This window comes from Streptomyces thermocarboxydovorans, assembly GCF_039524635.1.
Classification (GTDB): domain Bacteria; phylum Actinomycetota; class Actinomycetes; order Streptomycetales; family Streptomycetaceae; genus Streptomyces; species Streptomyces thermocarboxydovorans.
The window spans coordinates 59,884-75,665 of record NZ_BAAAGU010000038.1 but is presented as its reverse complement, the minus strand read 5'-3'; the positions used below and the strand labels follow the sequence as shown (position 1 = coordinate 75,665).

Annotated in this window: 8 protein-coding genes and 2 pseudogenes; 2 read left to right on the top strand and 8 right to left on the bottom strand. The window is 72.8% G+C overall.

From position 1 onward, the window contains the following. Nucleotides 1–79: 79 nt before the first annotated feature. From ABD198_RS18915 to ABD198_RS18890, 6 genes are all read right to left on the bottom strand, one after another. Complete coding sequence (locus ABD198_RS18915) at nt 80–1,372, bottom strand: M50 family metallopeptidase (RefSeq protein ID WP_344003021.1); 1,293 nt, start codon at nt 1,370–1,372, stop codon at nt 80–82. An 8-nt stretch (nt 1,373–1,380) separates the two neighbouring features. After that, a complete protein-coding gene (gene dxr, locus ABD198_RS18910; RefSeq protein ID WP_344003015.1) occupies nt 1,381–2,643 on the bottom strand; it encodes a 1-deoxy-D-xylulose-5-phosphate reductoisomerase in 1,263 nt (420 codons plus the stop codon). A 182-nt stretch (nt 2,644–2,825) separates the two neighbouring features. Next, a complete protein-coding gene (locus tag ABD198_RS18905) occupies nt 2,826–4,811 on the bottom strand; it encodes an acyl-CoA dehydrogenase family protein (protein ID WP_344003012.1) in 1,986 nt (661 codons plus the stop codon). A 243-nt stretch (nt 4,812–5,054) separates the two neighbouring features. Further along, nucleotides 5,055–6,503 carry an aldehyde dehydrogenase family protein gene (locus ABD198_RS18900; RefSeq protein ID WP_344003009.1) on the bottom strand — a complete coding sequence of 483 codons (1,449 nt, stop codon included), beginning with the start codon at nt 6,501–6,503 and terminating at the stop codon, nt 5,055–5,057. Between the two features lie 142 nt (nt 6,504–6,645). After that, nucleotides 6,646–8,259, bottom strand: a complete 1,614-nt coding sequence (locus ABD198_RS18895; protein ID WP_344003007.1) for a PucR family transcriptional regulator — start codon at nt 8,257–8,259, stop codon at nt 6,646–6,648. Nucleotides 8,260–8,411: 152 nt separating this feature from the next. Next, nucleotides 8,412–10,832 (bottom strand): type IV secretory system conjugative DNA transfer family protein, encoded by a 2,421-nt coding sequence (locus tag ABD198_RS18890; RefSeq protein ID WP_344003004.1) that lies wholly within the window; start codon nt 10,830–10,832, stop codon nt 8,412–8,414. Between the two features lie 402 nt (nt 10,833–11,234). Here ABD198_RS18890 and gabT point away from each other — a divergent pair, with 402 nt between their 5' ends. Together gabT and ABD198_RS18880 are read left to right on the top strand one after the other, a co-directional pair. Then, the gene (gabT, locus tag ABD198_RS18885; protein ID WP_344003001.1) at nt 11,235–12,569 is read left to right on the top strand and encodes a 4-aminobutyrate--2-oxoglutarate transaminase; all 1,335 of its coding nucleotides are present in this window, start codon (nt 11,235–11,237) and stop codon (nt 12,567–12,569) included. Nucleotides 12,570–13,072: 503 nt separating this feature from the next. Then, nucleotides 13,073–13,731, top strand: a pseudogene (locus ABD198_RS18880) (phosphatase PAP2 family protein). Here the strand turns inward: ABD198_RS18880 and ABD198_RS18875 are convergent. Both ABD198_RS18875 and ABD198_RS18870 read right to left on the bottom strand, forming a co-directional pair. Next, nucleotides 13,670–14,209 (bottom strand): annotated as a pseudogene (locus ABD198_RS18875) (carbohydrate binding domain-containing protein); the annotation flags it as partial. The pseudogenes ABD198_RS18880 and ABD198_RS18875 overlap by 62 nt on opposite strands. A gap of 119 nt (nt 14,210–14,328) precedes the next feature. Beyond that, on the bottom strand, nt 14,329–15,747 hold the full coding sequence (locus tag ABD198_RS18870; protein WP_344002998.1) for an NAD(P)/FAD-dependent oxidoreductase: 1,419 nt from the start codon (nt 15,745–15,747) through the stop codon (nt 14,329–14,331). Nucleotides 15,748–15,782 lie beyond the last annotated feature (35 nt).

Here is a 15,782-nt window from a genome sequence, read left to right as displayed (position 1 = left end):
CCCCCGACGACTTCACCTGACCCGGCCTTGGCACAACCCATCCAACGACCAGACCCCAACAAAGTCACCGGTATTGCCCCTAGGAGATCTTCACCGGGTTCACCACGTCGGCGACCAGGACCAGGATGGTGAAGCAGACGAAGATGCCCGCCACCACGTACGCCACCGGCATCAGCTTGGCCACGTCGAACGGGCCGGGGTCCGGGCGGCGGAGCAGCCTGGCGACATTGCGGCGCAGCGACTCCCACAGGGCGCCCGCGATATGGCCGCCGTCCAGCGGCAGCAGCGGGAGCATGTTGAACAGGAACAGGGAGAGGTTGAAGCCGGCGAGCAGCATCACGAACATCGCCAGCTGCTGGGAGGCCGGGATGTCGAGCGTGGCGATCTCGCCGCCGACCCGGGCCGCGCCGACGACGCCCATCGGGGAGTCCGGTTCGCGCGGGCCGTCGCCGAAGGCCGCGTCCCACAGGGCGGGGACCTTGGAGGGCAGGGCGGCCAGGGAGTCCACGGCGTCGCCGACCCGGTCGGTCATCCAGGTCACGGAGTCGCCGAAGTCCTGTCTGACGACGCCGGTGGCGGCGCTGAAGCCGAGGAAGCCGGCCTTGACGTACTCGCCCTCGACGTACTGGCCGTTGCCGTCCTTCTTGGCGACCAGGTTGGTGGCGATCTTCGCCTGGAGGGTGACCTCCCGGCCGTCGCGCTCGACGACGATCGGCACCTGCTTGCCCGCGCTGTCGCGGATCAGGTCGGAGAGGGTGCCCCAGTCCTCGGTGCCCTTGCCGTCGAACGCGACGATCTTGTCGCCCGCCTTCATGCCGGCCGCGGCGGCCGGGGACTGCGGGTCGCCCTTCTTGCATTCGTCGCGGTTCTCGCTCTGCGAGATGACGCACGGGGACACCGAGCTGACCGTGGTGGTCTGCTGCTGGATGCCGAAGCCCATCAGCACGGTCAGGAACAGCGCCACGGCGAGGATCAGGTTCATGAAGGGGCCGGCGAACATCACCACGACCCGCTTCCACGGCTTGCGCGTGTAGAAGAGGCGGTTCTCGTCGCCCGGCTTGAGCTCCTCGAAGGCCGCCGAGCGGGCGTCCTCGATCATGCCGCGCCACGGGGAGGTGGAGCGGGCCTCGAGCCGGCCGTCCGGGCCCGGCGGGAACATGCCGATCATCCGGATGTAGCCGCCGAGCGGGATCGCCTTGATGCCGTACTCGGTCTCGCCCTTGTGCCGGGACCACAGGGTCGGGCCGAAGCCGACCATGTACTGGGGCACACGGATGCCGAACATCTTGGCGGTCGACAGGTGCCCCAGCTCGTGCCAGGCGATGGAGAACAGCAGGCCGACCGCGAAGACGACTATGCCGAGGATGAACATCAGGGTCGTCATGCACGCGCCTCCGCGCTCGCCGTCCGGTCGGTCAGTTCCCGGGCTCTCGCCCGCGCCCAGGTCTCCGCTTCGAGGACGTCCGGCACGGTCAGTGAGGTTCCCGTGGGCGGGGTGCCGTGTTCCTCGACCACCCTCGTGACGGTCTCCATGATGCCGTTGAACGGCAGCCTGCCGGCGCGGAAGGCCTCCACGCACTCCTCGTTGGCCGCATTGAACACGGCCGGGGCGGTGCCCGCGAGTTCGCCGACGTGCCGGGCGAGGTTCACCGAGGGGAAGGCCTCGTTGTCGAGGGGGAAGAACTCCCAGGTGGACGCCTTGCTCCAGTCGAAGGCGGGGGCGGCGTCGGGGACCCGTTCGGGCCAGCCGAGGCCGATGGCGATGGGCCCGCGCATGTCGGGCGGCGTCGCCTGCGCCAGTGTCGATCCGTCCGTGAACTCAACCATCGAGTGGACATACGACTGGGGATGCACGACCACCTCAATGCGGTCGAAGGGAATGTCGTAGAGGAGGTGCGCCTCGATCACCTCCAGTCCCTTGTTGACCAGGGTGGCGGAGTTGATGGTGATCACCGGGCCCATCGCCCAGGTGGGGTGGGCGAGGGCGTCCTCGACGGTGACGTTCGCCAGCTCCTGCCTGGTGCGGCCGCGGAAGGGGCCGCCGGAGGCGGTGACGACCAGCTTGCGGACATCGGCGCGGGTGCCGGCGGCCAGCGCCTGGAACAGGGCGGCGTGCTCGGAGTCCACCGGGATGATCTGACCGGGCTTGGCCCGCGCCTTCACCAGCGGGCCGCCCACGATCAGCGACTCCTTGTTGGCGAGGGCGAGGGTGCGGCCCGCCTCCAGGGCGGCGAGGGTCGGAGCGAGGCCGATGGAGCCGGTGATGCCGTTGAGGACGGTGTGGCAGTCGGAGGCGGCGAGCTGGGTGGCCGCGTCCGGCCCGGCGAGGATCTCGGGCAGCGGCTTCCCCGCGCCGTACCGCGCGGTGAGCGCCTCCCGCAGGGCCGGTACGACGTCCTCGCGGGCGACGGCGACGGTGCGGACACCGAGGCGGTGGGCCTGTTCGGCGAGGAGGTCGACGCGGCTGCCGTTCGCGGAGAGGCCGGTGACCCGGAAGCGTGCGGGGTTGCGCAGCACGAGGTCGATGGCCTGGGTGCCGATCGACCCGGTGGAGCCGAGGATCACCACGTCCTTCGGGCCGTCCCCGGCGACGGGGTCGTACACCAGATGCGGATCGGCGAGGGGAGCTGGAGCGTCGGTCATGGGCCCCATTGTGTCCGGTCGGGGCGGGTGCGCAGGCCACCGCCCGCCCGGCCGCCGGGGCGCGGTGTCTCCCGGCGGGCCGCACGGGCCCGCCGGGGGCGCCCCGGCGCGGGCCGGGCGGGCGGCCGCGCGCTGTGGGTGATGCGCTGTCGTGGTGCGCTGTGGTGGTGTGCGGGCGGCGGTCAGCGGATCGGGCGGTGCACGTTCTCCTTGGTGCTCGGTCCCGGGGTCGCGTCCGCGATCCACGGCCCGTCGCCCGACGGGTCGACGACGCCCTGCTCCAGCCACTCGTAGGCCCCGGACAGCACGCCCTTGACCACCTTGCGGTCCAGGTCGTCGGTGTTGGTCCAGAGCCGGCCGAACAGCTCCTCCACCCGGATCCGCGCCTGGCGGCAGAAGGCGTCCGCCAGCTGGTAGGCCTCGCGGCCGTTCTCGCCCCGGCTGCGCAGCAGTTCGGCGCGGACGCAGGCCGCGCTCATGGCGAACAGCTCGGCGCCGATGTCGACGATCCGCCCCAGGAAGCCCTGCTTGGTCTCCATCCGGCCCTGCCAGCGGGACATGGCGTAGAAGGTGGAGCGGGCCAGCTTGCGGGAGGTGCGCTCGACGTACCGCAGATGCGTGGAGAGGTCGATGCCGTGCTTGAACTCGCCGAAGGTGCCCGGCAGCTGCCCGGGCCCGGCGACCAGCTTCGGCAGCCACTTGGCGTAGAAGACGCCCGCGCCGGCGCCCGCCCTGGCCTTGTCGCCGAGGGACTTGTCGGGGTCGATCAGGTCGCCGGCGACGGACAGGTGCGCGTCGACGGCCTCGCGGGCGATCAGCAGATGCATGATCTCGGTGGAGCCCTCGAAGATCCGGTTGATGCGCAGATCGCGCAGCATCTGCTCGGCGGGTACGGCCCGCTCGCCGCGCGCCCGCAGGGAGTCGGCCGTCTCGAAGCCGCGCCCGCCGCGGATCTGGACCAGTTCGTCGGCCATCAGCCAGGCCATCTCCGAGCCGTAGAGCTTGGCGAGGGCGGCCTCGATGCGGATGTCGTTGCGGTCCTCGTCCGCCATCTGGGAGGAGAGGTCGACAACGGCCTCCAGGGCGAAGGTGGTCGCCGCGATGAACGCGATCTTCGAGCCGACGGCCTCGTGCAGCGCGACCGGTTTGCCCCACTGCTCGCGGGCCGCGGACCACTCGCGGGCGATCTTCAGGCACCACTTGCCGGCGCCGACGCACATCGCGGGCAGCGAGAGCCGGCCCGTGTTGAGCGTGGTCAGCGCGATCTTGAGGCCCTGGCCCTCCTCGCCGATGCGGTTCGCGGCGGGGACCCGGACCCGGTGGAAGCGGGTGACGCCGTTCTCCAGGCCGCGCAGGCCCATGAAGGCGTTGCGGTTCTCGACGGTGATGCCCTCGGAGGCGGCCTCGACCACGAACGCGGTGATGCCGCCGCGGTGCCCCTCCGACTTCGGGACGCGGGCCATGACGACGAGCAGGTCGGCGACCACGCCGTTGGTGGTCCACAGCTTCACGCCGTCGAGGATGTAGTCTCCCCCACTCTCGGCTCCGCTCGAGCGGGAGGTGCCCCCATCGTCGGGGACCGCCGTGGTGGCGAGCCGGGCCGGGTCGGAGCCGACGTCCGGCTCGGTGAGCAGGAAGGCGGAGATGTCGGTGCGGGCGCAGCGCGGGAGGAACTTCTCCTTCTGCTCCTGGGTGCCGAAGAGCTTCAGCGGCTGCGGGACGCCGATGGACTGGTGGGCGGAGAGCAGCGCCCCGATCGAGGGGTTCGCGGAGCCGACCAGGGCGAGGGCCTTGTTGTAGTAGACCTGGGTGAGGCCGAGACCGCCGTACTTGGTGTCGATCTTCATGCCGAAGGCGCCGAGTTCCTTCAGGCCGGTGACGACCTCGTCGGGGATCCGCGCCTCGCGCTCGATCCGGGCGCCGTCGATCTTGGTCTCGCAGAAGTCGCGGAGTTTGGCGAGGAACTCCTCGCCGCGCTGGGCGTGCTCGTCGGCCGGGAGGGGGTGGGGGTGGATGAGGTCGAGCCGGAAGCGGCCGAGGAAGAGTTCCTTGGCGAAGCTGGGCTTGCGCCAGTGCTGCTCCCGCGCGGCCTCCGCGACCTGCCGGGCCTCACGTTCGGTGACGGTTGGTCGAGACGGAGTGGTGGGTGTCTCGGGGCTTGCGGACATGAGGCTCACCTCGCCGCGAATCGGAAGATTGGGTTCGTTACCGACTGGTGCTACTCGATCGTATGTACCCGATTCGTAGCGACCCCACCACCCTTCGTGCGGCCGATCGGCCCAGCGGTCGCGCAGCGGGCCCGCGGCAATCGGCCACCTGGAAGGCCGCGGCGGTGAAGAAGGGGCCCGGCACCGGAAGGCTCGGCGGAAGGCTCGGTGCCGGGCCCCTTCGCCCGGGGTGCGGCGGACGCGTCAGAGGGACTCGATGCCGGTCAGGACCATCACACGCTCGTAGGTGTAGTCGTCCATCGCGAACTTCACGCCCTCGCGGCCCACGCCGGACCGCTTGGCACCGCCGTACGGCATCTGGTCGGCCCGGTAGGAGGGCACGTCGCCGATGACCACGCCGCCGACCTCCAGGGCGCGGTGGGCGCGGAAGGCGGTCTGCAGGTCGTGGGTGAAGACGCCCGCCTGGAGGCCGTACTTGGAGTCGTTGACGGCGTCGAAGGCCGCCTTCTCGCCGTCCACCTGCTGCACGGTCAGGACCGGTCCGAAGACCTCCTCGCAGGAGATCTTGACGTCGGCCGGGACGTCGGTGAGCACGGTCGGCGCGTAGGAGGCGCCGTCGCGCTTGCCGCCGGTGAGGAGCGTGGCGCCGGCCTCGACGGCCTCCTGCACCCAGGCCTCGACGCGCTTGGCGGCGTCCTCGCTGACCAGCGGGCCGACGTCGGTCTTGTCGTCGCTGGGGTCGCCGGTGACCTGGGCCTCGACGGCGGCGACGATGCGCGGCAGCAGCCGGTCGTAGACCGAGGCGTCGGCGATCACGCGCTGCACCGAGATGCAGGACTGGCCGCCCTGGTAGTTGGAGAAGGTGGCGATGCGGCCGGCCGCCCAGTCCAGGTCCTCGTCGCTCGACCAGTCGGAGAGGACCACGGCCGCGCCGTTGCCGCCGAGCTCCAGGGTGCAGTGCTTGGTGGGCACCGACTCCATGATCGCGTAGCCGACCTGCTCGGAGCCGGTGAAGGAGATCACCGGCAGCCGCTCGTCCTGCACCAGGGCGGGCATGCGGTCGTTGGGCACCGGCAGGATGCTCCAGGAGCCGGCCGGCAGGTCGGTCTCGGCCAGCAGCTCGCCGAGGAGCAGCCCGGACAGCGGGGTCGCCGGGGCGGGCTTGAGGATGATCGGAGCGCCGGCGGCGATGGCCGGGGCGACCTTGTGGGCGCACAGGTTCAGCGGGAAGTTGAACGGCGCGATGCCCAGCACGACGCCCCTGGGGAAGCGGCGGGTGAAGGCGAGCCGGCCCTGGCCGCCGAGGTCGGTGTCGAGCCGCTGGGCCTCGCCGCTGTTGAAGCGGCGGGCCTCCTCGGCCGCGAAGCGGAAGACGGACACGGCGCGGCCGACCTCGCCGCGCGCCCACTTGATGGGCTTGCCGTTCTCGGCGGAGATCAGCCGCGCGATCTCCTCGGTGCGCTCGGCCAGCCGCCGGCTGACGTGGTCCAGGGCGGCGGCACGGACGTGGGCGGGGGTGGCGGCGAACTCGTCCCGCACGGCGTACGCGGCGGCCACGGCCTCCTCGACCTGCGCGTCGGAGGGCACGCTCACCGAGCCGACGACCCGGCCGTCCCACGGGGAGGTGACGTCGAAGGCGGACTCGCCGGTGGCCTGGCGGCCGGCGAGCCAGAAGGCGTGGGTGGAAGTCATGTGAGTCCCGGCCCTTCCGCGTTGGGGGTGGACATGGCTGGCATGGATTGCTGAGTCCACGGTAGGTGCGGGGCCGGGCGAGGTCGTTTGTCCGAGTCGTAGCAGTCGGGCGGCGCGGCACGCCGCAATGGCCAGGGAGGGGCTACTCGGTCGCCGTGGCCTTCAGCGCCAGCCACAGCTCCATGCGGACGTCCGGGTCGTCCAGGGAGCGGCCGAGGATCTCCTCCACGCGGCGCATGCGGTAGCGCAGGGTGTGGCGGTGCACGCCGAGGTCGGCCGCGGCCGCGTCCCACTGGCCGTGCCGGGAGAGCCAGGCGCGCAGGGAGGCGACGAGGTCGCCGCGGCCGGTGGCGTCGTGTTCGCGCAGGGCCCGCAGCAGCCCGTCCGCGAAGGCCCGGACCGCGTCGTCGGCGAGCAGCGGCAGTACGGAGCCGGCCGCCATCTGCTCGTGCTCGACCAGCACCCGGCCGCGCCGCCGGGCCACCGACAGCGCCTGCTGGGCCTGTTTGTAGGCGGCGGAGGTGGCGATGGGCCCGGCCGGCGCGGACAGCCCGATGACGGGGTCGTCCTCGTCGGTGGTGGGCAGGGTCCGGCGGACCTCGCCGCCGGGGCGGGCCGCCTCCAGCGCGGCCGCGTGGTCGCAGCAGGCGGTCACGGCGGCACCCCCGTCGGCGGCGAGCACCACCAGCCGCTCCCCCTCGGGCACCACCAGCACGGCCTCGCCGGCGCGGGCGGCGGCCGACTCCATCACCTCGGCGAGCACGTCGAGGGCGTCGCCGCCGGGCTCGCCGCGGTCGCGGGCGGCGGCTGCGGTGCCGGTCTCGGCGACGATCAGGCGGAACGGCGCGTCGAGGAGGCCGCCGTAGAGGTCCCCGGCGACCGCGCGGGCGTGGTCCGGCTCCCCGGCGAGCAGCATGCGCAGCACGGCGGCGCCGATGCGCCGCTCGGCGGCGTGCAGGGATCGGGAGCGTTCGGTGGTGAGGGTGAGCAGCGCGATCGCGGAGTGCAGGGCGTAGCGCTCGGCGGTGCCCAGGGTCGAGGCGGTGCCGACGGCGAGGGCGGCGCGCGGGAGGCGTCCGGTGCCGAGGGAGTGCAGCTCGACGCGGTCCTCGTGCTCGGGTCCGGCGACCACGGAGGAGGCGGGTGCGGGCCGCTCGCGCAGCCGCTGGACGTCCGCGGTGAGCCGGGCCGCGCGCCGGCCGGCCCACTCCGGTGCGGTGGCGACGACGGCGCCCGAGGCGTCGTACAGCGCGGCCCATCCGTCGACCTGGGAGGCGAGGGCGGAGAGCAGTCCCTCGGCGCCGGCGGTCAGCGCCTGCTTGGTCAGCTCCCGCTGGGCGGCGAAGCCCGCGGTGACCGCCTGGTACTGCTCGGCGGCGATGGCGGCGGAGACCGCCTTGCTGATGGCGAGGAAGGGGGTGCGGCGCGGCACCTCCAGCAGGGGCAGGCCCTCCTCCTCGGCCGCCCGGACGAGGGCCTCGGGTATGTCCTCGTAGTGGACGCCGACGGCGAAGCCGAGGCCGACGACTCCGGCGCCGGCCAGCCGCTTCACATAGCGGCGCATCGCCTCCGGGTTCTCCGCGTCCAGCTTGAGCGCGGTGATCAGCAGCAGCTCCCCGCCCTCCATGTAGGGCACGGGGTCGGCGAGTTCGCTGGCGTGCGCCCAGCGGACCGGCACGTCCAGCTTGTCCTCGCCCGCGCGGACGGTCAGTTTGAGCGCCGAGTGGTGGACGAGCGAGGCGAGCGTCAGGGGCATGGGGGCTGGGTGCCTTCGGGTCCGGTTGTCTGGGTGAGCTGTGCGAGCCGTGTGAGAAGTGTGATCATTTGGCCGCTGCGTATGAACGGCCTGTGTCGATTCTGCCTCACTGTACGGTCCTCGCATGCCGGACCGTTCAGCTCATCCACGCATCATCCCCGCAGATCGACCAGCAGCGGCGGCGCGTGCTCTCCCTTGACGTCGGTGAGCGACAGCACGGCGTGCCCGGGCGGCAGTGCGTGGGCCAGTTCGGAGGCGGACCACCGCTCGCGCTCGATCTGCCGGACGGTGACGGCCTCGGTGGTCACCGCCTTGCCGGTGACCAGTTTCCGCAGGGCGTGCATGGCCCGGGTCATCGGCTGGTCGGCGAAGACGGTGTGCTGGGCGACCTCCGTGGTCTCCACCCACTCGGTGCCCCAGGCCTCCGCGAAGGCCCGCCCGTCCCAGGTCGTGACGCCGGAGAACGCCGCCCGGCAGCCCACGGCGCTCAGCAGCGGGCCGTGCAGCGACTCCGGCACGTCGCCCAGGGTGCGCAGGCCGAGTACCACCCCGGCGTTGTGCGGCCTCAGACGCTGGACGGCACGCACCGTTCCCCTGGTGACGGCGCCGGAGGCCTCGTCGATCACCAGGCCCAGGAAGTGGTCGCGGGCGCCGGCGGCGCGGGCGACGGCGAGGAACTGTGCCAGCACCAGGCGGGCCAGCAGGTGCGCGGCCTCCTCGTGGCCCTGCTCCGGCAGGTCGATGCGGACCCGCAGCGGGTGGTGGGCGATGGCCCGCAGCGAGAACGTCCGCACACCGCGGTCCTGGGCGTCCTGCCCCGCCCCGCCGCCCTCCGGGGTGTCCCCGCCGAAGCTCCCCCGGAACGCCGGCCGGTCCAGGAGGGCGAGCCGGTCGGCGATGGCCGGTCCGGCCGTGACCGCGGCGCCCGTTCGCCTCAGCCACGGCTCCAGTTCCCGTCGCAGGGCGGGCGCGTCCTGGGCAGGGAGCCGGTCCAGCAGCGCGGTCAGCGCCTCCTCGCGCCCCTCCACGAGCTCCCGGAGTGCCGCAATGGTGGGGAAGCGGCCGTACGCGGCGCGATAGGGGCCGATCAGCTGGGCCAGGGCGGTGGCGGCGCGTCCGGTGTCGAGGGTCTCGATGTCGCCGACCAGGCCCTCGGCGAGCACGGCGGCGGCCTCATCGGGGTCGGTGGACTCCGCGTACAGGTCCAGGGAGTGCAGGGAGGCGGGGTCGCCCGGCCGGACCACGACGTCGTACGCCGTGTCGGGCCCGAGCGGCGCGCCCGCCGTGGCCACGGCGACCACGGCGCAGGCGCCGGTGAGCGCGTGCAGGGTGAGGGACTCGGCGACCGGGACCATCAGCCGGTCCGTCCTGCCCGAGCCGGGTGGTCCGACGGCGAGCAGGGACGTGCCGAGCGTGGCGGGTTCCAGTGCCGCCCCCGCCCCTTGGTGGGAGGCGGGGGTCCGCTCGGCGGTGGCCCAGCGGCCGATGCGGACCTGGCCGGCCAGCAGGTCGTGGGTCGCGGTGCGCCGGGGAAGGTCGCGGGCGCCCGAGGGATGCGTCCATGCGGCGGCGCCGTGCCGCAGCACGGTTTCGGTGAACGAGGCGAGGCGCCCCGCCCGTCGCAGCGCCTCCCAGGAGCGGTGGATCCGGGCGCAGTCCACGTCGTTCATCCGCCCGCTGAGCAGCTCGGCGGAGAGGGCGTCGGCCGCTTCCGTCTGCCCGGCCATCCGCAGCGACGGCCACTGGGAGGGCTTCGCCGCGACGGGCTCGGCACTGGGCCGGGGGCCGGCCTTGTGAGCGGCGCGGTAGCGGCGGAGGAGCGGCATCCAGTCGCCCCACCGGGCGGCCGGCCACAGCACGGCGAGGGCGATGGCGGAGACGATCAGCAGGACGATCAGGGGGTTGTCCGTCGCCTCCCAGCCGCCGGTGATCAGGGCGACCAGCAGGATCATGGTCGTGTAGACCGGCACCGGGTCGCTGTCGAAGAAGGGGAACACCAGCAGCAGGGCGACGACGGCACCGGCGGCGGCGACACCGGCGCGGGCGGGCTGCTCCCAGCGGCCGAACCAGTGCCGGATCAGGGCGGGCCAGGCGCCCAGGTAGCCCATGGCGCACACGAGGACCAGGAAGAAGACGTTGTCGGCGACCTTCCGCGCCACGTGGCCCTGCCAGACGTCCTCCCTCGGCCACAGCGACCCGCGGTACCACCAGTCGTTCGGGGTGAACAGCCGCAGCAGCTCCCCCTGATAGGGGAAGTTCCCGCGCAGCCACAAGGTCCACAGGAAGGCGCCGAAGACGAGGGGGATCGCAGCGCCGGCGACGATCGCCGGAGCGAGCTTCTTCCTGCGGCTGCTCGGCCGGGGCGGGACGTAGCCGAACCGCCAGACGCCGAGGGCGGTGCCGGCCCGCGGCGTGTCCAGCCACGACGCCACCGGCCGGCTGTGCTGCCCCTCGTGCTGCGGCTGGGGCGGCACGGCCGGCGAGGTGCGCGGCACCGGTGGCAGGGGCGCGGCAGGACCCGGTACGGCTCGCCCTCGCGTACCCCGCGCGTCCTGCGTCCCGTCGCCGTCCATCGCCTCTGCCCCCTGACCAGCCGCTCCGTCCACCATCAGCGAGCCAATCTAACGCTCCGACAGGACCGGTTCACCGCTTACGCGGCCGGGTCCTGCCGACCGGCGGCTTCCGTCGCCCGGCCGGGGGCGGCTCGGGCCGGAGATTCCGTCGCCCGGCCAGGGCCGGCTCGGGCCGGAATCCCGTCGCCCGGCCGGGCCGACCGGGCCCCGGAGTCCGCCGCCCGGCCACGTCCGCCGGCCCGGAGTCCCGCCCGCCCGGCCGGGCCCGGCCGCCGCTATGTCCATCGCGGACAACCCGGCCCCCCGGACAACGCCCACATGGAGCATGCCCAGCCCTCGCCGCCGGCCCTAGCCTGCGAGAAAAGAAGACAAGCGTCCGCAAAAGACCCCCAGGAGCCCCGCATGACCGCACTTCCGCAGGAGCGCCGCGTCGTCACCGCCATCCCCGGCCCGAAGTCGCAGGAGCTGCAGGCCCGCCGTACCGCCGCGGTCGCGCGGGGCGTGGGCTCCGTGCTGCCCGTCTTCACCGCGCGGGCGGGCGGCGGCATCATCGAGGACGTCGACGGCAACCGTCTGATCGACTTCGGCTCCGGCATCGCCGTCACCTCCGTCGGCGCCTCCGCCGAGGCCGTGGTCCGCCGCGCCTCCGCGCAGCTCGCCGACTTCACCCACACCTGTTTCATGGTCACGCCGTACGAGGGCTATGTGGCCGTGGCCGAGGCGCTCGCCGAGCTGACCCCCGGTGACCACGCCAAGAAGTCCGCACTGTTCAACAGCGGCGCCGAGGCCGTCGAGAACGCCGTCAAGATCGCCCGCGCGTACACCAAGCGGCAGGCGGTCGTCGTGTTCGACCACGGCTACCACGGCCGGACCAACCTCACCATGGCGCTGACCGCGAAGAACATGCCGTACAAGCACGGCTTCGGCCCGTTCGCGCCCGAGGTGTACCGCGTCCCGGTGGCCTACGGCTACCGCTGGCCGACCGGCCCGGAGAATGCCGGTCCGGAGGCCGCCGCGCAGGCCATCGACCAGATGTCCAAGCAGGTCGGCGCCGAGAACATCGCCGCGATCATCATCGAGCCGGTGCTCGGCGAGGGCGGCTTCATCGAGCCGGCCAAGGGCTTCCTCCCGGCGATCAGCAAGTTCGCCGAGGACAACGGCATCGTCTTCGTCGCCGACGAGATCCAGTCCGGCTTCTGCCGCACCGGCCAGTGGTTCGCCTGCGAGGACGAGGGCATCGTCCCCGACCTGATCACCACGGCCAAGGGCATCGCCGGCGGTCTGCCGCTGGCCGCCGTCACCGGCCGCGCCGAGATCATGGACGCCGCCCACGCGGGCGGCCTGGGCGGCACCTACGGCGGCAACCCGGTGGCCTGCGCGGGTGCGCTCGGCGCCATCGAGACCATGAAGGAGCTGGACCTCAACGCCAGGGCGAAGCGCATCGAGGAGGTCATGAAGGGCCGCCTGACCGCCATGGCCGAGAAGTTCGACATCATCGGCGACGTGCGGGGCCGCGGCGCGATGATCGCCATCGAGCTGGTCAAGGACCGTGCCACCAAGGAGCCGAACCCGGAGGCCACGGCCGCGCTGGCGAAGGCCTGTCACCAGGAGGGCCTGCTGGTCCTGACCTGTGGCACCTACGGCAACGTGCTGCGCTTCCTGCCGCCGCTGGTCATCGGCGAGGACCTGCTGAACGAGGGCCTGGACATCATCGAGCAGGCGTTCACCCGGATCTGAGTCCGCAACCGAGTCCGGTACGGAGTCCGGTAGCCGGTACCTGAGTTCGTGTCCGCGTTCCGCATCCGGGTCCCGGCGCGGAGTCCGGGCCTCCGGGTCCCGGCTCCGGGCCGGAGCGGAACGGTTCCAGCGGCAGAGCGTGTGAAGAAGGTGTGCGGGGTGGATGGCAGGAGGCCGTTCACCCTGTTCCGGGCCCACCCCCTGCCGTAAGTTCTTCCCAGATGAGAGATACACCCCGCTCACAGGCCACTGTGAGCGGCTCGGGCCGAGGCCTCCCCAGCTTCGACCTGGTCGTGCCCTCGCGCACACAACCGGAGCCGTGAGCTTCGGGTCTCCTCACCGATCGGACGGTCGCCGCCCCAAACCCCCCGGGGCGTGCGACGTTCCGATCCGGACGGTCGACTCGCCCGGCGGGCCGGCGGTCCACCGCAGGGCCGACGCACTCCCCCCCTTGCGCCGGCCCTTTGGTGTGTCTGCTCGGTGTCTTTGCCAAGCTGGGCGGCATGCTCCTGCTCGGACCCCTGGCCCTGCTCTTCGCGCTGATCACCTGGCAGGTCGTCACCGACGGCCCGCTGGTGGACGCGGACGAGCGGCTGAGCCGGGCCCTCGTCGAGCCCGACCAGGCCTCCGAGCTGCTCTCGGACCTCGGCAATGTGCAGGTGGCGGTGCCGGTCCTGGTGATCGCGCTGGCGTACGCCGCCTGGCACGGGCGTGCCGGGGGTCTGGACCGGTGGTGGCTGCCGCCGGCCGCCGGTGCCTCGGCCATGGCGCTGGTGCCGGTGCTGGTCGCCCCGCTGAAGGAGTGGACCGACCGCCCGGGCACCCCGGTCGTGCCCCGGCGGTCGGCTACTACCCGTCCGGCCACACCGCCACCGCCGTGGTCGCCTACGGCGCGGCGGCCCTGCTCCTCCTTCCGCTGCTGCGCTCGGCGGCGGTGCGGCGCGCACTGGTGGTGCTGTGCGCCCTGCTGGTCCTCGGCGCCTCCTACGGGCTGGTGCGCCGGGGCTACCACTGGCCGCTGGACGTGGCGGCCAGCTGGTGTCTCGGGGCGATGCTGCTGATCGGCGTGTCCCTGCTGGCCGGGCGGGCCGGCGGCCGGGTCAGCCGAAGTAGCCGTCGAAGGTCCGCTGGAACTCCCAGCCCCCGAAGCGGTCCCAGTTGATCGACCAGGTCATCAGCCCGCGCAGCCCCGGCCAGGTCCCGTGGGTGGCGTACGAGCCGCAACCGGTCTTCTTGGTGAGGCAGTCGAGGGTCTTGACGACCTCGGACGGCGGCACGTGCCCGTTGCCCGCGTTCGGGGTGGCCGGCATGCCGATGGCGACCTGGTCCGGGCGCAGCGGCGGGAAGACGTCGTCCGCGTCGCCGGCGACCGGGCCGCCGCCGGGGCCGGTCAGGGAGATGTCGTCGGCGTGGTAAGGACCGGTGCCGTACCAGCCGTGGGTGTAGAGGGTGACCTTCGTGGTGGCGGGGCCGGTGCGGAAGGTGGTGGTGAGCTGCTGCCAGTCGGGGGCGGACTGGGTCCAGGTCGCCACGTCGGTGGTGCCGGTGCCGCTCACGCCCAGGTAGACGTAGGAGCCGCGGACGTAGCCGGAGAGCATGTACGGGGAGTCCGGCTTGACGGTGGCCTCCCCCGCCGTGCGGATCCCGGTGCGGTCGCGTCACGAGGGAGAGGGAGGCCGGGGGCGGGCATTACGCGGGTTGCGGCATCTTTTTCGGATCGATGCCGAGGGCGGCCCGAGCCCGGAGTCGGCAGGTTGGCTCAGCTGTCGAAGCCGAGCCCCAGCCGGTCCATGGTGCGCAGCCACAGGTTGCGCCGGCCGCCGTTGGCATCGGCGCGGGCCAGCGACCACTTGGTGATGGCGATGCCGGCCCAGGCGAACGGCTCGGGCGGGAACGGCAGCGGCTTCTTGCGCACCATCTCCAGTTCGGTGCGCTCGGTCCGCTCCCCCGCCAGCAGGTCCAGCATCACCTCGGCGCCGAACCGGGTGGCGCCCACGCCCAGCCCGGTGTAGCCGGCCGCGTAGGCCACCTTGCCCGCGTGGGCGGTGCCGAAGAAGGCGGAGAAGCGGGAGCAGGTGTCGATCGCCCCGCCCCAGGCGTGGGTGAAGCGCAGGCCCTCCAGCTGCGGGAAGCAGGTGAAGAAGTGCCCGGCGAGCTTGGCGTAGGTCTCGGGCCGGTCGTCGTACTCGGCGCGCACCCGGCCGCCGTAGGGGTAGATCGCGTCGTAGCCGCCCCAGAGGATCCGGTTGTCGGCGGAGAGCCGGAAGTAGTGGAACTGGTTGGCGCTGTCCCCGAGCCCCTGCCGGTTCTTCCAGCCGATGGACTGGAGCTGATCGGCCGTCAGCGGCTCGGTCATCAGGGCGTAGTCGTAGACGGGGACGGTGTAGGAGCGGACCCGGCGGACCAGGTTGGGGAAGACGTTGGTACCCAGGGCCACCCGGCGGGCGCGGACGGAGCCGTACGGGGTGCGGACGGTCATGCCCGCCCCGTGCGGCTTGAGCGACAGGGCGGGGGTGTGCTCGTAGAGGCGCACCCCGAGCTCCAGGCAGGCCCGCTTCAGTCCCCAGGCCAGTCTGGCGGGGTTCAGCATGGCCACGCCGCGGCGGTCCCAGAGCCCCGCCTTGAAGGTCGGGGAGTTCACCTGCTCGCGGACCGCCTCGGCGTCCAGGAACTCGATGCCGTCGGCGAGGTTCCGCCGGTCGATCTCCTCGTACCACTCGCGCAGTTCGCGCGCCTGGTAGTCCTCCGTGGCGACGTCGATCTCGCCGGTGCGTTCGAAGTCGCAGTCGATGGAGTAGCGGGCGACCGCCTCCTCGATGGCATCGAGGTTGCGCCGGCCCAGTTCCTCCAGCCGGCGGATCTCGTCCGGCCAGCGGGTCAGGCCGTTGGGCAGGCCGTGGGTGAGGGAGGCGGCGCAGAATCCGCCGTTGCGGCCGGAGGCGGCCCAGCCCACCTCGCGGCCCTCCAGCAGGACCACGTCGCGGGAGGGGTCGCGTTCCTTGGCGATCAGCGCGGTCCACAGTCCGCTGTAGCCGCCGCCGACGACGAGCAGGTCGCAGTCCTCGGCGCCGGTGAGGGCGGGCTCCGGGTCCGGACGGCCGGGGTCGTCCAGCCAGTAGGCCACCGGGCGGGCCTCGGAAAGGGATCTCGTCCAACGGCTCATGGCGCTACGGGCCATGATTTCAACTCCCTACAGCGGACTGCGGTTGCGCT